Origin of the sequence: Dactylosporangium sp. CA-233914 (genome assembly GCF_050942935.1) — a bacterium.
In the GTDB taxonomy this organism is placed as follows: domain Bacteria; phylum Actinomycetota; class Actinomycetes; order Mycobacteriales; family Micromonosporaceae; genus Dactylosporangium.
Map to the genome: position 1 here is coordinate 9,262,645 of NZ_CP192030.1, position 15,014 is coordinate 9,277,658.

14 protein-coding genes and 1 pseudogene are annotated in these 15,014 nt (G+C 70.0%); 8 read left to right on the forward strand and 7 right to left on the reverse strand.

Annotation, left to right across the window (positions count from 1 at the left end; all coding sequences use genetic code 11):
- Positions 1-90: 90 nt before the first annotated feature.
- The 8 genes from ACQPY0_RS41235 (at position 91) to ACQPY0_RS41270 (ending at position 8,217) form a co-directional block, all read left to right on the forward strand.
- A complete protein-coding gene (locus ACQPY0_RS41235; RefSeq protein ID WP_432995919.1) occupies positions 91-372 on the forward strand; it encodes a hypothetical protein in 282 nt (93 codons plus the stop codon).
- A complete protein-coding gene (locus ACQPY0_RS41240; RefSeq protein WP_432973772.1) occupies positions 373-1,329 on the forward strand; it encodes a M48 family metalloprotease in 957 nt (318 codons plus the stop codon). It abuts the gene before it with no gap.
- Positions 1,326-2,567 carry a type IV secretory system conjugative DNA transfer family protein gene (locus ACQPY0_RS41245; RefSeq protein WP_432973774.1) on the forward strand — a complete coding sequence of 414 codons (1,242 nt, stop codon included), beginning with the start codon at positions 1,326-1,328 and terminating at the stop codon, positions 2,565-2,567. Before ACQPY0_RS41240 ends, ACQPY0_RS41245 begins: the two co-directional genes overlap by 4 nt.
- The gene (locus tag ACQPY0_RS41250; RefSeq protein WP_432973776.1) at positions 2,548-3,048 is read left to right on the forward strand and encodes a hypothetical protein; all 501 of its coding nucleotides are present in this window, start codon (positions 2,548-2,550) and stop codon (positions 3,046-3,048) included. Before ACQPY0_RS41245 ends, ACQPY0_RS41250 begins: the two co-directional genes overlap by 20 nt.
- 425 nt (positions 3,049-3,473) lie before the next feature.
- Complete coding sequence (locus tag ACQPY0_RS41255) at positions 3,474-5,165, forward strand: tannase/feruloyl esterase family alpha/beta hydrolase (RefSeq protein WP_432973778.1); 1,692 nt, start codon at positions 3,474-3,476, stop codon at positions 5,163-5,165.
- Positions 5,166-5,493: 328 nt separating this feature from the next.
- On the forward strand, positions 5,494-5,769 hold the full coding sequence (locus ACQPY0_RS41260; RefSeq protein WP_432973780.1) for an ATP-binding protein: 276 nt from the start codon (positions 5,494-5,496) through the stop codon (positions 5,767-5,769).
- Positions 5,770-6,092: 323 nt separating this feature from the next.
- Positions 6,093-6,917 (forward strand): MerR family transcriptional regulator, encoded by an 825-nt coding sequence (locus tag ACQPY0_RS41265; RefSeq protein ID WP_432973782.1) that lies wholly within the window; start codon positions 6,093-6,095, stop codon positions 6,915-6,917.
- Positions 6,904-8,217: an erythromycin esterase family protein gene (locus tag ACQPY0_RS41270; RefSeq protein WP_432973784.1), complete on the forward strand. Its 1,314-nt coding sequence runs from the start codon at positions 6,904-6,906 to the stop codon at positions 8,215-8,217. The genes ACQPY0_RS41265 and ACQPY0_RS41270 overlap by 14 nt, the downstream gene beginning before the upstream one ends.
- Positions 8,218-8,227: 10 nt before the next feature.
- On the opposite strand, the gene ACQPY0_RS41275 is transcribed toward ACQPY0_RS41270, so the two are convergent.
- The 7 genes and pseudogenes from ACQPY0_RS41275 to ACQPY0_RS41305 all read right to left on the reverse strand — a co-directional run bounded on the left by ACQPY0_RS41275 (position 8,228) and on the right by ACQPY0_RS41305 (position 15,008).
- Positions 8,228-8,884, reverse strand: coding sequence for a recombinase family protein (locus ACQPY0_RS41275; RefSeq protein WP_432973786.1), 657 nt, complete (start codon positions 8,882-8,884; stop codon positions 8,228-8,230).
- A 776-nt stretch (positions 8,885-9,660) separates the two neighbouring features.
- Positions 9,661-9,846 (reverse strand): hypothetical protein, encoded by a 186-nt coding sequence (locus ACQPY0_RS41280; RefSeq protein WP_432973788.1) that lies wholly within the window; start codon positions 9,844-9,846, stop codon positions 9,661-9,663.
- A gap of 46 nt (positions 9,847-9,892) precedes the next feature.
- Positions 9,893-10,644: pseudogene (locus ACQPY0_RS41285) on the reverse strand (2-oxoacid:acceptor oxidoreductase family protein); the annotation flags it as partial.
- Positions 10,641-11,825 carry an NAD(P)/FAD-dependent oxidoreductase gene (locus ACQPY0_RS41290; protein WP_432973790.1) on the reverse strand — a complete coding sequence of 395 codons (1,185 nt, stop codon included), beginning with the start codon at positions 11,823-11,825 and terminating at the stop codon, positions 10,641-10,643. The pseudogene ACQPY0_RS41285 and the gene ACQPY0_RS41290, both read right to left, overlap by 4 nt.
- Positions 11,825-12,805, reverse strand: a complete 981-nt coding sequence (locus ACQPY0_RS41295; protein ID WP_432973792.1) for an alpha-ketoacid dehydrogenase subunit beta — start codon at positions 12,803-12,805, stop codon at positions 11,825-11,827. The genes ACQPY0_RS41290 and ACQPY0_RS41295 overlap by 1 nt, the downstream gene beginning before the upstream one ends.
- On the reverse strand, positions 12,802-13,791 hold the full coding sequence (locus tag ACQPY0_RS41300) for a thiamine pyrophosphate-dependent dehydrogenase E1 component subunit alpha (RefSeq protein ID WP_432973794.1): 990 nt from the start codon (positions 13,789-13,791) through the stop codon (positions 12,802-12,804). The genes ACQPY0_RS41295 and ACQPY0_RS41300 overlap by 4 nt, the downstream gene beginning before the upstream one ends.
- Positions 13,788-15,008: a dihydrolipoamide acetyltransferase family protein gene (locus ACQPY0_RS41305; protein WP_432973796.1), complete on the reverse strand. Its 1,221-nt coding sequence runs from the start codon at positions 15,006-15,008 to the stop codon at positions 13,788-13,790. Before ACQPY0_RS41305 ends, ACQPY0_RS41300 begins: the two co-directional genes overlap by 4 nt.
- Between the last annotated feature and the right edge of the window lie 6 nt (positions 15,009-15,014).

Below are 15,014 nucleotides of genomic sequence, written 5' to 3' on the forward strand. Positions count from 1 at the left end.
TACACGTACTGCGATCAGTGCGGGCAGTTGCTGCCGCCCGGGGCGGCGGCCTGTCCCCGCTGTGGTGCGCCGGTCGAGCCCGTCCCCGTTGTGGCGGCCCAGCGGGCGCCGGCGGCGGGCGAGTGGGTGCGGGCCCTGGTGCCGCCGGCCGTCCGGCTCGGCCGTGGTCCGGGCGCCCGGGCCTGGCTCGGGGCGATCGTGCTGCGCAACCTGCGGGGCACCGCGGCGGGCATCGTCGGCGCCTGGTTCAACGTGCCGTTCACCATCATGATGGCGGCGACCGGTGCCGTGATCGGCGCGTTGGTGGGTCTGTTCCACGGCTCGTTCCTCGGCCCGCAGATCGTCGCCCGCGTCGATCGGCTGCTGCAGTAGGTGCTGCCGCTGCCGTTCAGCGCCGGCGAGCTGCTGCCGAGCGCCAGCATCCAGATCGGCGGCATCGTCGGGGCGATCGTCGGCGGCCTCAACGGCGCCTGGACTTTGGGGTTTCTGGCTTTCGCCGAGCCGTGGAAGCGGATGTACACCTCCGACGCGCTCTGGCCGGTGTCGTTCGCGATCGGCCAGGTCGTGGTCGCGGTGTTCGTCGGCGCGCTCTACCCGCTGTGGTCGGTCGCGACCGAGCCGCTGCGGCTGCGCGTCTCCGGTGCCCGCCGGCTGTCGCGGCGCGAGGCGGAATGGCTGATGCCGATGGTGCACGAGGTCGCGGACCGGCTCGGGCTGCGCTCGCTGCCGCACATCCTCATCGACGACCGGCGGGAGGCAAACGCGTCCGCGGGCATCCGCCACATCGTCGTCAACCAGGGCCTGCTCGAACAGCTCGACCACGACCGGGGCCAGGTGTCCGCGGTCATCGCACACGAACTGGCGCACTGGCGCGACGGCGACGCGATCGCACTCGCCTGGGCCAAAGGCGTGACGCTGCCGCTGTACCTGCTCTACGAGATCGCCACCCGGCTCACACGGATGGTGCACAACCGGCCGCTGCACTACCTGATCCGGTTCGTGTTCTGGTCGGTGATCGTCACCGTGCGGTACATCGTCATCCCGATCCAGGCCGCGGCCTGGCGCTCCGCCGAATACCGCGCCGACACGGCGGCCGCGCGGGCCGGCTACCGCACCGGGCTCCACCAGGCCCTGAGCTATCTGCGTCACTCCTTCGACGGCGAGCGCTCCGGCTGGGACGCCGCGATCCTGGCTACGCACCCGCCAACCGAGCTGCGGCTCGAAGCGATCGAGGAACCAGGGCGGACCTATCCGCTACGCGACGACGGGCCCGCCCCCGTCACCATGCCGGCCCGGCCGTCGGTGTCGACCGTCGAGCGGGACCGGTGAGCGCCGTGACCCAGCCGCTGCCGCCGTTCCGGGTCGAGCCGCGCCACCAGGTGTACCTCGGCCTGGACCCCGCGGACGGTTTGCGCCGCTGCTGGTCCGGCCCCGAGGACTCGGTCGGCATCGTCGGCCCGCCCCGCTACGGCAAGACCTCCGGCCTCATCATCCCGGCCCTCATGAGCTGGGCCGGCCCCGTCGTCGCCACGTCGACCCGCGGCGACCTGCTGCGCTTCTGCGCGGGCTGGCGCGCGCACCTCGCCGCCAGGCGCGGCGGCCGCGTGCACGTCTACGACCCGTTCGGCTCAGAGCCCGGGATCACGGGCCTGCGCTGGTCGCCGCTGGCCGGATGCGCCGACCCGGCAGTGTGCTACCGGCGCGTCGCGGCGATGACGGCGGTCGCCGCGCGCGGCATCTCCGACGGCGAGCACTGGCGGGCCGGCGCCGCCATGCTGCTGCGCGGCGCCTTCCACGCCGCGGCGCTGGCCGGGGCCGACCTCACCCAGGTCCGCCGCTGGCTGGCCCAGCAGGACCTGCGCACCGCCGCCGACATCCTCCGCCACAGCGAGACCGCGGCCCGCGGCTGGGCCGACGACCTCCAAGCGGTCGAGCACATCGGCGACCGCGAACGCGGCAGCTTCTTCTCCGTGGCCCGCAACTGCCTCGACGCCACAGCCGAGCCGACGGTACTCGCCTCGACCGCCGCCACAGACCTCGACCTCGACCAGTTCCTGCGCACCGGCTCGACCCTGTTCATCGTCGGCCCGTCACACCACCAGGACGCGATCGCACCGCTCATCGTCGGCCTGGTCGACTCGATCGCCCAGCACGCGGCCGAGCTCGCCGCCCGCTCCCCCGGCGGCCGGCTCGCCGACCCGCTGCTGCTCGCCCTCGACGAGGTCGCCAACATCGCGCCGCTGCGCAGCCTGCCGAGCCTGGTCAGCGAGGGCGGTGGCCGGGGCGTCGTGACGATGTGGGCGGTGCAGTCCCTCGCCCAGCTGCGCGCCCGCTACGGCGCCGACGAGCAGCAGGCCATCCTCGCCGCAACCACCGCCAAGCTCATCTACGGCGGCATGAGCAACGGCGAGGACCTGCGCAACATCTCCAGCTGGGCCGGCGAAGCCCGCGACCCGCAGGTCACCTACTACGCCAGCGGCACCACCCGCACCGACATGATGCGCGGCCCGCGCCCCGCTGCTGGTCGAAACCCGGCCCGCCGGCCTCATGGAGCCCGGCCCTGGTAGGCCCACCGGCCCACCGCGGCCGAGCTGGTGCACAGCCGACGCCGACCAGGCGGTCGCGCTGCTCACCGACCTGACCGCGTGGGTCGCGGACGTCCTGGTCAGATACACGGCGGCTCGCGAGGCCCTGCCGCCATGCTGGATGCTGCACGGCGAAGTCGTCGAGGAACTACTCTGGCTCCGCGACGCCTGGACCGACGCCTACCAGGGCCCGGACGCCGGCCCGGTCGGCGACTGGCACGAACGCCGCATGCCCGGCGTCATGAGCCGCATTCGCCGGTACCCGGGCCAGAACTGCACCTTCGATGAGCACCGCGGCACCGCAGGCGCCGGCTACCGCCTCCGCGACGAACACCACCCATACGACCGGCTCCCACGCGTCGAGCCCGAGGCCGCAGCGGCCTACGCGCACTGGTGGGTGCACACACGCGATCTCGGTCCGGCGGCCCCGCCCGCGCCGACGGTCAGCCCAACGCCTGCTTGATCAGGGCGGTGGTCGGTCCGGCAAGGGATCCGGGCGGATCTCGATCGCCGCAGGCACCCCGCCGCCACGCAGCGCGCCTCATCCGGGTGCGCCAGCGCGGCCAGCGCGTAGCCACGGATTCAGTCCCGCAACGCGTCCGCGTTCAACTAGCAAATACCGATGATTACCAGCGGTAATGGAAACTGGTCAGAGGGCGTGACGGATTTCGCCGGGATCCGGCGCGATTTCCGGATGTCCGGTTCGGTATTGACACCTGTTCGCGGCCGTACTTAGCTTTCCGTGCTCGTGTCGTGGGGTCGCAGGCGTGGCCGAGATCCCGCGAGCACGCGTCCGCCGCGGAACGGAGGACAGGTATGCGCGCTCGTGAATGGGGCCGGACGCCGGGACGCGCCATCCGCACCGCTAGATTCCGGGCGCTACCGATCGTGCTCGCCGTCCTCGTGTTGGCCGGCGGTGGCCAGGCCGCGCCCCGTACGGCCGTGGCCGGGATGCCCGGCGAGGCGGACGGTTCGGCCTCCGGCCCTCCCGTGGTGCTGCCGAGGATCGACTGCGCGGCTCTCGTCGGGCAGGACCTGTCGGGGACGCCCGGCGCTGCGGCGGTCATCGGGTCTGCGACCGCGACGACCTCGCCGGGCGGCTGGGCGGCCTGCGAAGTCAAGGGAATCGCGGCGCCGCAGATCCAGTTCGACGTGCTCCTGCCCACCAAGACGTGGCGGCAACGGTATCTGCAGACCGGGTGCGGGGCGTTCTGCGGCAGTGTCGACTTCTTCGCCGACGCGACGGACGGGTGCGTACCGCTGACCCGCGGCGACTTCGTCGTAGCCACCAACAACGAAGGGCACGTCGGCGTGTCCGGCTTCGACGCCACCTTCGGTGCCGACCCGCAGCTGCGGGTCGACTTCGGCTACCGGGCCGACCACGTCGTCGCGCTCGTCGCCAAGCGGCTCATCGCGCTCTACTACGGACAAGGCCCGCGCTACTCATACTTCGACGGCTGCTCGCAGGGCGGCCACCAGGGCTTGACCGAGGCGCAGCGGTACCCGCATGACTTCGACGGCATCGTCGCCGGAGCCCCGGCGTCGTTGCTCACGTCGCTCATCGTGTGGTCCGCGGGCTGGCACGCCACGGCGAACACCGACGCGCGGGGCCGACCTATCCTGACCGCCGCCAAGCTTCCCGCGCTGCACGCCGCCGTCCTGCGCGAGTGCGACGCACGGGACGGCCTGGCCGACGGCCAGATCGACGACCCGCGTGCCTGCGCGTTCGATCCGCGGAGCCTGCGCTGCCCGACGGGAACCGACAATGCGAACTGCCTCACCGACGTGCAGATCGAGGCCGTACGCAAGCTGTACGACGGGCCACGCGACGAGCGGGGCCGGCGGATGTACCCGGGGGGTGAGCCCGTGGGCTCGGAAGCGAACTGGGCCCGCTGGGTCACCCCGACCGCCACCGGCGACCCGGCCGTGGCCGAGGCCAACGCGACGAACGCGCTGAAGTACCTCGCCTACCCGTCCGCCCGGCCGTCGATGACACTGCACGACCTGCACTACGACTCGGCGACGTTCCGCGAGATCGCCCAGCAGGCCGCTATCTATGACGCGACCGACCCCGACCTGACGGCCTTCCGCGCCGCGGGTGGGAAGCTCCTCCTCTGGCACGGCTGGGCAGACCAGGCGATCTCGCCGTACGGGACGATCGCCTACTACCACGCCCTCACCGAGCGCATGGGCGGGACGGACGCCACGCAGCGGTTCGCCCGCCTGTTCATGCTGCCGGGCGTCGCCCACTGCGGTGACGGACAGGGACCGGACGCGATCGACGCGCTCACCCCCACCCTCGCCTGGGTCGAGAACGGCGTCGCACCCGACCGGCTCGTCGCCACGAAACGCCAGGACGACACCGTCGTACGGACCCGGCCGGTCTACCCCTATCCGACCGTCGCACGCTACGACGGGAGCGGCAGCACCGACGACGCGGCGAACTTCGCACCCACACCGCCACCCAGGCGCTACGAGGACGACATCCCCTGGCTCGGGTCGTTCCGCTCCGGCTACGAGCAGACCTGCGGCTGGCACGACGGCCGCTGGTCCTGCACCCCGGCGCCACAACCAAGCTAGCTTGGGCGGCTTGCCGTCCTACTCCCCAACCGCGGTAAGGACCCACTTGGTCCGCGTCAACGCCCCGCTCGCGCTCCACCGTGCCGCACTACAGCAAAAGCAGCGCCCTCACGACCGAGGGCGCCGGACCGGCCGCGCGCAAAGCGCACCGGGTAAAGGGGTGTCTGTAAGCCTATTGTTAATCCTTTTTGGCGGTTTTGGTGTTGGCTGTCTGGTTCAGGTGTACTTCCTGGTCCACATCCGGGCAGGTGCCCGATCCCACGCATGATCACCGCCGCCGGGCTGCGGTGGAGTGCGAAGTCGTCCACTTACTCCCACTTCGGAGTAAGTGGACGACTTCGCCATGCGCGAGCTCACCGCCCAGCAAGCCGACGACCTCTACGAACTGATCTCCGAACGCGCCCAGGCCGGACGATCGTTGATCGCCACCTCGAACCGGTCACCCACCGACTGGTACCCACTGTTCCCCAACCCCGTCGTCGCCGAATCCCTCCTCGACCGGCTCATCAACACCAGCCACCAGGTCTTCATGAACGGCCCCAGCTACCGACCCAACAAACGACCCGGCCGCGCCAGCTCGACAACCACCAACACCACCAAGTAGAACTACAACGAGGCCCACTACTTGGGGAATTACCTGAGCGCAGCCCCGGGGAATTCCGGGTTCTGGCACATGAAGTGTGGCGGGGCGGCGGGCAGTGTGGGATTGGGGACGGTCCTGGCTGACGGTGTCGACTTTGGCGTGCGGCATGCCTTTCAAAAGAGCACCAGAAGCCCACTGCCCGGCGATGCCAGTGCGTCACGGTGGGAGGCTCCGGTGGTAGCTGCCTCGCCATCCTGATCTGCCGATGACGCGCGTGGCTGTGAGAAGAGCCATCAGCGCGGCCTCTTGAACCTCCCGCCGCGTGAGGTTCTAGCCTCAAGCCTGTGAAGGTAGTCGGGAGGAAGCGGCGCTGGAGTGTCGGTGAGCTTGCCCGAGCCAGCGGTTTGACGGTGCGGGCGTTGCACTACTACGGCGAGATCGGCCTGGTGTCGGCGAGTGAGCGGACCCCGGCTGGGCATCGCCGCTACACCGACCCAGACGTGCGTCGCCTGTATCGGCTGCGGGCCCTGCACTTGCTGGGTTTGCCACTGGAGGAGATCAGGACGGTGCTCAACACAGCCGACGATTCGGCTGCGTTGCGCCAGATCCTTGTCGCGCAGTTGGCGGATCTGGATGCCCGGGCGGCGGGCATCGCTGAGCTACGGGGGCGGATCCAGGCATTGCTGGAGCAGGTTGACGGGTCAGGCATGCCCGGTTCCGGGTCGTTCCTGACGGTGCTGGAGGCGACTGTGCCACTCGTACACGCGAACGCCTACCTCACCCCACAGCAGCGGGAGGCGGTTGTCCAGCACGCGCGGGAGCTGGGCGACGACACAATCACCGTGCTGAAGGCGGAATGGCTAGGGCTGGTGGAGCAACTGCGCACGCTCCTGCGCGACGGCGTAGCGGCAGGCGACCCGCGCGTACGGGCCCTTGCCGGCCGGTGGACGGAGATCGGTACGGCGCTGCGTGGCACGACCGGCGACGACGGTCGCCTGAACACGGCGCTGGCCGCGATGTGGCGCGACAACCGGACCGTGATCGATCAGGGGATGGCCGACCGCGTCGCCTGGTTGGACGCCGGCGACGTCGCCGCCGTCGTCGAATACGTCCAGCAGGCCCGCCAGCTCGGCGAATACGACGAAAGGACTGTCGGTGACCACGGATGATGTCGGGGCGTGGCTGCGGGCCAACGCCGCGGTGCTGCGAACCATCGATCCCGACGACGATGACTTCAGCGACCTGGAACCGCTGCGCGAGATCGTCGGTGATGCGCGGGTGGTCGCGATCGGGGAAAGCACGCACCGGATTCACGAGTTCTACCAGGTACGCCACCGCCTGACCCGATTCCTGCTCGGCGAGCTCGGGTTCACCGCCTTCGTCATGGAATCTGGCTTCCCCGAGGGCCTGTCGGTCAACGAGTGGATCACCGGAGGCCCGGGGGACGTTGATGAGCTGCTGCACCACGGGATCACCTACAACATGGGCAGATGCGTGGAGATGCGCGACCAGCTGGAATGGTTCCGCTCCTTCAACGCCACCCATGACCGCCAGGTCCGCTTCTACGGCATGGACCCTTCAGATTCCAGCGCGTCGGCAATGCCGTCGATCAACATCGCCGTGGAATACCTCGACAAGGTCGACCCAGCCTACGCCGAAGCGGTCCGAAGTCGCCTGCTGCCGCTGTTCGAGTACCTGCCCGCCGACCGCACCGGGCTTGCCTGGGCGGCCCCGGCGTTGCATGCGTACATCGCGCTGGAACCGGCCGTCCGCAACGAAATGACCGCCCGCGTCGGAGCGTTGGCCGAGCGGATGCAGGCAATGCGGGTGGTCTACACCAGCCGCTCCAACCACGAAGCATTCGAACTGGCATACCGGTGCGCGGTCACCGCCCGCCACACAGACGCCTTCCTGCAGGCGGTCGCCCTTGGCGCCGAACGCACCTACGAAGGCGCCAACATCCGTGACGCGATGATGGCCGAGAACGTCGAGTGGATCCTGCAACGCGAAGCCCGCATCGTCATCGGCGCGGCCAACGGACACGTCCAACGATGGCCATTCTCAGCACCGCCGATCGTCAACGACCAACTCACCATGCTCGGTGAGCATCTGGCCGCGTCACTCGGTGACCAGATGGTGGTCATCGCCACCAGCTTCGGCGGCGGTGACCTGTTCCTGCACCGGCCCATCCCAGACGGGCCGCCAGGTCACACCGAAACGTTCATCGAGGACATGCCGCCGCTTGCCCCCGACAGCCTCGACGCGCTGCTCACCACCGCTGGGGCACCGCGCTACCTGCTCGACCTGCGCAAGGTCCCCGCCAGCGGACCCATCGCTGCCCGGTTCGCCACCACCAGTTCGATGATGACCGGCGGGCAGGCAACGCCGGTCAACCCCGTGGCGGCGTTCGACGCGGTGGTCTACGTGGACACGGTCACGCCCTGGCAGCATCTCCTCGACCAAACGTAGACGGACTCACTCAGCCACCGCGCTGACCTATGGACGGAACATCAATCACCCCCACGCGGAACGTGAGCCAGCGCCACATCCTCACGACATCGTTGGGTGATCTGCGCGTTTCGGACGTCGGGAAGGTCGCGTGACGCTGCGTTGGCAAGGCTGACGTGCGGGGGTTTGCGCTGGATGTCCACTCACGGCTGACCTGCGGGGGTGTTGGTGAGGTAGCGGTGCAGGTCTTCGGGATGCTGGTCTTGGCGGTGATCGCGCCGAGGCTGTGGCCTTGGGCCTTGAGTAGCCGCGCGTATTCGATCTTTTCGGGTGGGTGGGCGATTTGGCGGCCAACGTGGCGGCCGTTGGCTTCGGCGACGGCGCGGGCGTTGGCGGCGCGTTCGGCGGTGAAGGTGCGTTCCATCTCTGCGAACAGGGCCAGCAGCAGGAACGCGATGCGGCCTATGCCCTCGTCGGCAGTGTTGATGGGCAGTGGGTCGGCGAGGGAGCGGACGCCGATGCCGCGTTCGGCGAGGGAGCGGACGAGGTTGAGGTCACCTGCGGCCGGCCTGGAGCGAAGCGTGAGGGGTTCGTCGAGCAGCCCGGCAGCCGGACCGGCCGCTGGCGCGGGCTTCGGCGGGTTCGGCCGGGAGCGCTGTTTCGAGGCCGCAGCAACCGCAGTGACCATGCTGCCGAGCCGAACGACATCGTGACGGGATACGCACGCGCACGAGATCGTCGACGTACCCGCGCCCGTGTTGCGCGATCGAGGATGCGCGTGTCGGTGCCGACCGCGACGTGCGCAGCGGCTGCTGGCCGCTGCGCCTTCCGGGGTCTTCCGGCGCCGGTGACCGGCAGACGCGCGCAGACCCCGGGCCGGCGCTCGGCTGTAGCGGCTGACGGCGCCCCGCCCGCGGAGGCCGCGTGCGCACGCGCGGGCACGGGAACGGCTCCGCTCCCGGCCGGCCCAAGCGACCGATGAGGTACTCGCCGAACGTGGCGTGCAGGAACTCGTAGCTGCCGCTGCCGGCGGCCTCGCCCGCGGTGCCGGCGGTCTCGGCGGCGTGGATGAAGAAGAACCCGGCGATGGTGCGCAGGGCCTCGTCGAGCGGGCGGACGAAGTCGCGCCAGCCGGCCGAACAAGTAGCCCACCGCGGCCGTCCCGCCGACGATGGCACCGGCCGATGATCCTTCAATGTGATCCAGAGCCCAGCCTCCGGGGTGGTCCCGGCTCGCCGCGCTCGCGCATCGAGGTTGATGGCAGTGCTGTTGCTAACCACTGCCATCAACTTGTCGCTCGACACGTCAGGCGGCTGTCCATGCAGACGCCGGCCAGATGTCGGTGGATGATCCCGCTACCGGCGTCGGCGATGAGGATCGAGCTCAGCGTAGCGTGCGGTGCGCAAGGACATTCAACCCTCGCAGCGCGGTTCGCAATGCTTGCCCGGGGTCCGTGTGGCCAGGTCAGGGCCGGGTCAGAACGATGCGTTTGCTGCTGTCGACCGGTCGCGCCCAGGCGCGTTCGACATCGGATAGCGGGATCGGGTCAGTCGCCACGGCGAAGGTGCCGCGGGTGATCTCGGCCAGGGCGGCCGGGGCCTCGGCGGCCATCTCCGGTACGGTCAGCGAGCCCTGCCCGCTGCCGATCACCTCAATCCTCGACGACCGCAGCGCACCAGCCGACAGCGCTGCCTGGGCGCACGCCGCCGGCGACCAGGCCGTAAGCCAACGCCAGGTTGCCGGAGATGTTCCGGTAGGTGCCCCTGGGGAAGCGCGGGCGGCTTGATCTAGTACTGGACCACGAATTGCTCGGTGGTCTCGCCGAAGGTCCAGCCGGCCTTGAACACGGTGATGTTCGCGTCCCGGATGTCCGGAGCCTTGGCGAACCGCGCGCTGAGGAAGCCGATGGTGGTCTCGGTCGGCCGTCCGTACATCCAGGAGAGCAGGCCGAGCGCGAACATGTTCTTCGCCCGGGCGTCCTTGTGGGTCAGCCCGAACTCCATGACCGCCTCGACCGGTCATCCCGGTCAGATCCTGCACCGACAGGTCGTAGCCCGCCAGCGAATCGTCCTCGAGCGGGTTGCCGTCGTAGCCCGCCTTCTGCAGGTTCCGTGAGGAGAAGTCGTGGGAGTCCACGATGATCGCGGAGCCGGGCTTCATGTCCGACTGGTTCACCGTGAGCGCGGCGGGGTTCATCGCCACCAGCGCGTCCGGAGCGTCGCCTGCGGTCAGGATGTCGTGGTCGGCGAAGTGCACCTGGAACGACGAGACGCCCGGCAGCGCGCCCTGAGGAGCCCGGATCTCGGCCGGGAAGTTCGAGAACGTCGCCAGGTGGTTGCCGAACGCGGCCGGCTCCTGGGTGAACCGGTCACCAGTGAGCTGCATGCCATCGCCGGGGTCACCAGCGAAACGGATGATCATCCGGCCGAGCTGTTGGATGCGCATCATGCACGCTCCCGGACAAGGGGGCGAGCGTCCTCGATCCGGTGCGCTACTGGGTCCTCGAGTGTCGCCACCGCGTCGCCGAGCGGGGACCCCTCGGCGATCGACGCGCGCAGCCGCATCAGTGCCGCCGAAGCGCCGAGGCCGACGGCCCCGACGAGTGTGCCTTTACTTCCGAACACTCCGAGGCGGCCGCCACCAGCCATGCCGATGACGACCTCGTCGGCGAGGTCGATCAAGCCGAGGCCTTGGATCTTCAGGTCGTACTGATCGCTCCACCAGTACGGCGGTTGGTCGGCAGGCCGGGGCTTACCGAGGATCGAGGCAGCCGCACGGTCAGCCTGCTCGGTCGCCGCCGTCCAGTGTTCGCTCCGCCGGCCGAGTGGAGCGGCAGCATCGCCGACGACATAGACGTCTTTCAGATTCGTGCGCTGCTCGGCATCGCAGACGACGCCGTCCGCGAGGACGAGACGGGAGCCGGCCAGCCAGCGCAGGTCGGGCTCGGCACCGACCGCCTCAAGGACCAGGTCCGGCCGCAGGACTGTTCCGTCGGACAGCGTCACACCGTCGGCGTCGGTCCTCGTCACCGTCGTCTCCAGGTGCAGCACCACGCCGTGCTCACGATGGAGAGCAGCGACCTCGGCCCCGAGGATCGAACCCGTGACGCGGGCGGTCGGGCTCGGCAGGGTATCTGCCAGGTGGACGTCGGCTCCACGTGCACGACAGCTCGCCGCTACCTCGCAGCCGATCAGCCCGGCGCCCACGACCAACACGGTGGCATCGGGTCGGGCGACCGCGCGCAGCGACACAGCATCGGCATAGCTGCGTAGCACCGCCCCCTGGAGACTTGGGACCCGCCGTGCACGGGATCCGGTGGCGATGACGAGAGTGGAGTAGACAAGACCGAAGTCGTGGAGCCTGAGGAACCGCGCGTGCGCGTCGAGACCGACGGCGCGTGAGCCGCCGCGCCAGTCCACGTCGAGCGCCAAGCAAGCCTCCTCGTCGAGGAGGACCGGCAGATCGCGCTCTCCGCGCAGGACCTGCTTGGACAGCGGCGGCCTGTCGTAGGGCCATTCGGTCTGTGCGTCGACCAGGACCAGCGGCCCGCGGTAGCCACCGCGTCGCAAGCGTCGGACGACCCGGACGCCGGCTACGCCGGCGCCCACCACCACGATCGGGTCGTCCATCAGAACGACGCCACGTCGCGGATGCCGGCCAGGAGCTCCTCGGCCGACGGAATCGCGAACTGCTCGAGGTGCACGCTCTGCGGGATCGGAGTCTCGATACCGCAGATCCGCCGGATCGGAGCCTCAAGGCTGGTCACGCAGGTCTCCGCGATCACCGCGGATATCTCGGCCCCGGCACCGCCGGTGCGGCCGGCCTCGTGGGTGATGATCACCCGGCCGGTCTTCTCGACGGTGCGCACGATCGCCTCGGTATCCAGGGGGCGCAGGCCGCGAGGGTCGAGCACCTCGACCGAGATGCCCTCTGCGGCGGCTAACTCGGCTGCCTCGAGCGCCCGGTGCACCATCCGGCCCCAGGCGATCACGGAGATGTCGTGGCCCTCCCGCTTCACGTCGGCCTGGCCCAGCGGGATCGTGTACTCTTCCTCGGGCACCTCGCCCTTGAGGCCGTACATGCCCTTGTGCTCGAAGAACGCGACTGGGTTGTCGTCACGGATCGCCGACTTGAGCAGGCCCTTCGCGTCGTACGGCGTGGACGGGATCACGATGTGCGTGCCCAGCGCCGGCAGCAGCGCCGCCTCCGGGCAACTGGAGTGTTCGGGTCCGGCGCCGCCGGCAGCGCCTTCGGGCAATCGGAGCACCATCGGCACGGTGAACAGTCCGCCGTGCATGTAGCGCCACTTGGCCATCTTCCCGACGATCTCGTCGCCGGCGTTCCACAGGAAGTCCGCGTACTGGAGCTCCACGACTGGGCGTAGCCCGGTGATCGCGGCGCCTACGCCTCCACCGACCAGGAACATCTCCGAGATCGGGGTGTCGATCACCCGGTCTGGGCCGAACCGGTCGAAGAGCTTGCGAGTGACGCCGAACGCACCGCCGAAGGCGCCCACGTCCTGACCCATCACGAAGACCCGCTCGTCCCGCGCGAGCTCTTCGGCCAGCGCCTCGTTGATGGCGCGCGCGTAGCTGATCACCCGGGTCATGCGTACAGTCCTTCGTCAAGCCGTTCGCGTCCCGGCAGGGTTCCCGTCAGGGCCTCCTCGCGGGCGGCCGCGAGCTCGGCGGCGACGTCCTTCTCAAGGTCCACGAGCGCGTCCCCGGTCGCGGTCCCGTCGGCCAGCAGTCGGGCCCGGGTAGCCAGCACCGGGTCGGCAACGCGGGCGGCTTCCAGCTCCTCGGGGCTGCGGTAGGTCATCGGGTCACCCTCGTAGTGGCCGCGCTGCCGCGGGACGGTGCCCTCGACCAGTGTCGGGCCCTCCCCGCGGCGGGCGCGTTCCACCGCCTCGGTCACGGTGGCGTGCACCAGCCACGGGTCGGTGCCGTCGATCGAGACACCGTGCATCCCGTACCCGGCGGCCCGCTCGGCGAAGGACTCCACCGCGGTGACCGCGTGCTGCGGGGTGGAGATCGCCCACCCGTTGTTCTGGACGACGAAGATCACCGGCAGCTTCCAGGCGCCGGCCACGTTCGCCGCCTCGTGGAACGTGCCGCGGTTCGCAGCGCCGTCTCCGAAGAAGTTGACCACCACCTGGTCGGTCTTCCGGAGCTTGATCGACAGCCCGACACCCGCGGCGAGGACGTGACCGCCGCCCAGGGTCCCGGACTGGCCGAGCACCCCGTGCGCCGGGTCGGCGATGTGCACGATGCCGGCACCCAGGCCCTTGGTGGAGCCCTTGTCGTTGGCCAGGAAGTCGCCGAAGAGCTCGACCAGCCTCATTCCCTTGGCGATCATGTGCGCGCAACCGCGGTGGTCGTATAGCAGGTAGTCGTCGTCACGGAGCATCGCCATCGATGCCACTTCGAGCGCCTCGTGGCCACGGCCGGCGTGGTAGAAGCCGGACACCAGTCCCTCGTCCAGCATCCTGAGCAGTTCCTGCTCCCACTGCTGGGCGAGGTACATCGTGCGGTAGATCGCCACCTTGGACTCGCCGTTGAGCACGCTGTCGCCTCCGGTACTGGGCACGGTCATCCGCCTGCCTCGATCCGGGCGCGGAAGGCCTGGGTGAATCGGGCCGCGGTCATCCCGTCGACGACCCGGTGGTCGAACGCGATCGCCAGCTGCATCCGGGTGCCGATCTCGATCCGGCCGTCGACGACCACCGGCTCCTGCGCCAGCTTGCCGACGAAGACCAGCGCGCACTGCGGGGCATTCACGATCGGGAAGCCAGTGTCGATACCGAACGCGCCGAGGTTCGACAGGCTGATGGTGCCGCCGCTGAGCCGATCGAGACCGATCCGGCCGGCGCGGGCCTGCTCGGCGAGCTCCTTGGTGGTCCGGGCGACCTCGGCGATGTCCATCCCGGTGACCTGGCGGACCACCGGCACCACCAGGCCGCGGTCGGTGGCCATCGCCACAGCGACGTTGACGTCGGCGTACCGCACGATCTCTCCGTCACCGAAGGAGGAGTTCACCTCGGGCACCTCGGCGGCACTGTGCGCGAGCGCGGAGACGAGCAGGTCGGTGTAGGTGACGTGCACCCCCTCGTAGCGCAGCCGCTTGAGCCGGGCCGCCAGGGCCGCGGCGTCGACGCTGACCTGCTGGACGAACTGCGGCACCTCGTGCGCGGTGCGAGCCATCGTCTCGGCCATCGCCTTGGCGACGCCCTGCAAAGGGATCCGGGCGGCGACGGCGACGCCGTCGATCGGGCGTTGCGGTGCGGACGGCGCCAGCGCATCCTGTGGGGCAGCAACGGGGGGAGCGAGGGCCGCCATCACGTCCTCGACCCGGATGTAATCCCGGCCGTCGGCGGGGCTGAGCGCACCTAGGTCGATACCCAGGTCGCGGGCGACGCGTCGGGCCTTGGGCACCGCCTTCACCCGGCCGCTGGACGGCTCCGGGATGACCGCCTCGGCGGCCTCCGGTACGACTGCTGCCGATACGACTGCTGCCGCGGCCAGCTGGTCGCCGCCGAAGAAGCGGGCCACCGCGGCGTCGTCCACGGCCTCGCCCGGGTCGGCGACCACGGCCAACGTGGTCCCGACAGCGATTTCGTGATCACTCGGCGACACCAGGATCCGGGCGAGCAATCCGGCGGACTTGGCCTCGACCTCGATGTTCGCCTTCTCGGTCTCCACCTCGTAGAGCACGTCCCCCTCGGCGAAGGCGTCGCCCTCGGCCACGGACCAGTGCCGGATGACCCCGGCCTCCATGGTCTGGCCGAGCCGCGGCAGGCGGATCGCTTGCATGATGAC

Coding starts and splice junctions, on each gene's coding strand:
- ACQPY0_RS41250 (WP_432973776.1), top strand. CDS start 2,548: ATGGAGCCCGGCCCTGGTAGGCCCACCGGCCCACCGCGGCCGAGCTGG.
- ACQPY0_RS41275 (WP_432973786.1), bottom strand. CDS start 8,884: ATGGTCACTGCGGTTGCTGCGGCCTCGAAACAGCGCTCCCGGCCGAAC.
- ACQPY0_RS41290 (WP_432973790.1), bottom strand. CDS start 11,825: ATGGACGACCCGATCGTGGTGGTGGGCGCCGGCGTAGCCGGCGTCCGG.
- ACQPY0_RS41295 (WP_432973792.1), bottom strand. CDS start 12,805: ATGACCCGGGTGATCAGCTACGCGCGCGCCATCAACGAGGCGCTGGCC.
- ACQPY0_RS41300 (WP_432973794.1), bottom strand. CDS start 13,791: ATGACCGTGCCCAGTACCGGAGGCGACAGCGTGCTCAACGGCGAGTCC.
- ACQPY0_RS41305 (WP_432973796.1), bottom strand. CDS start 15,008: ATGCAAGCGATCCGCCTGCCGCGGCTCGGCCAGACCATGGAGGCCGGG.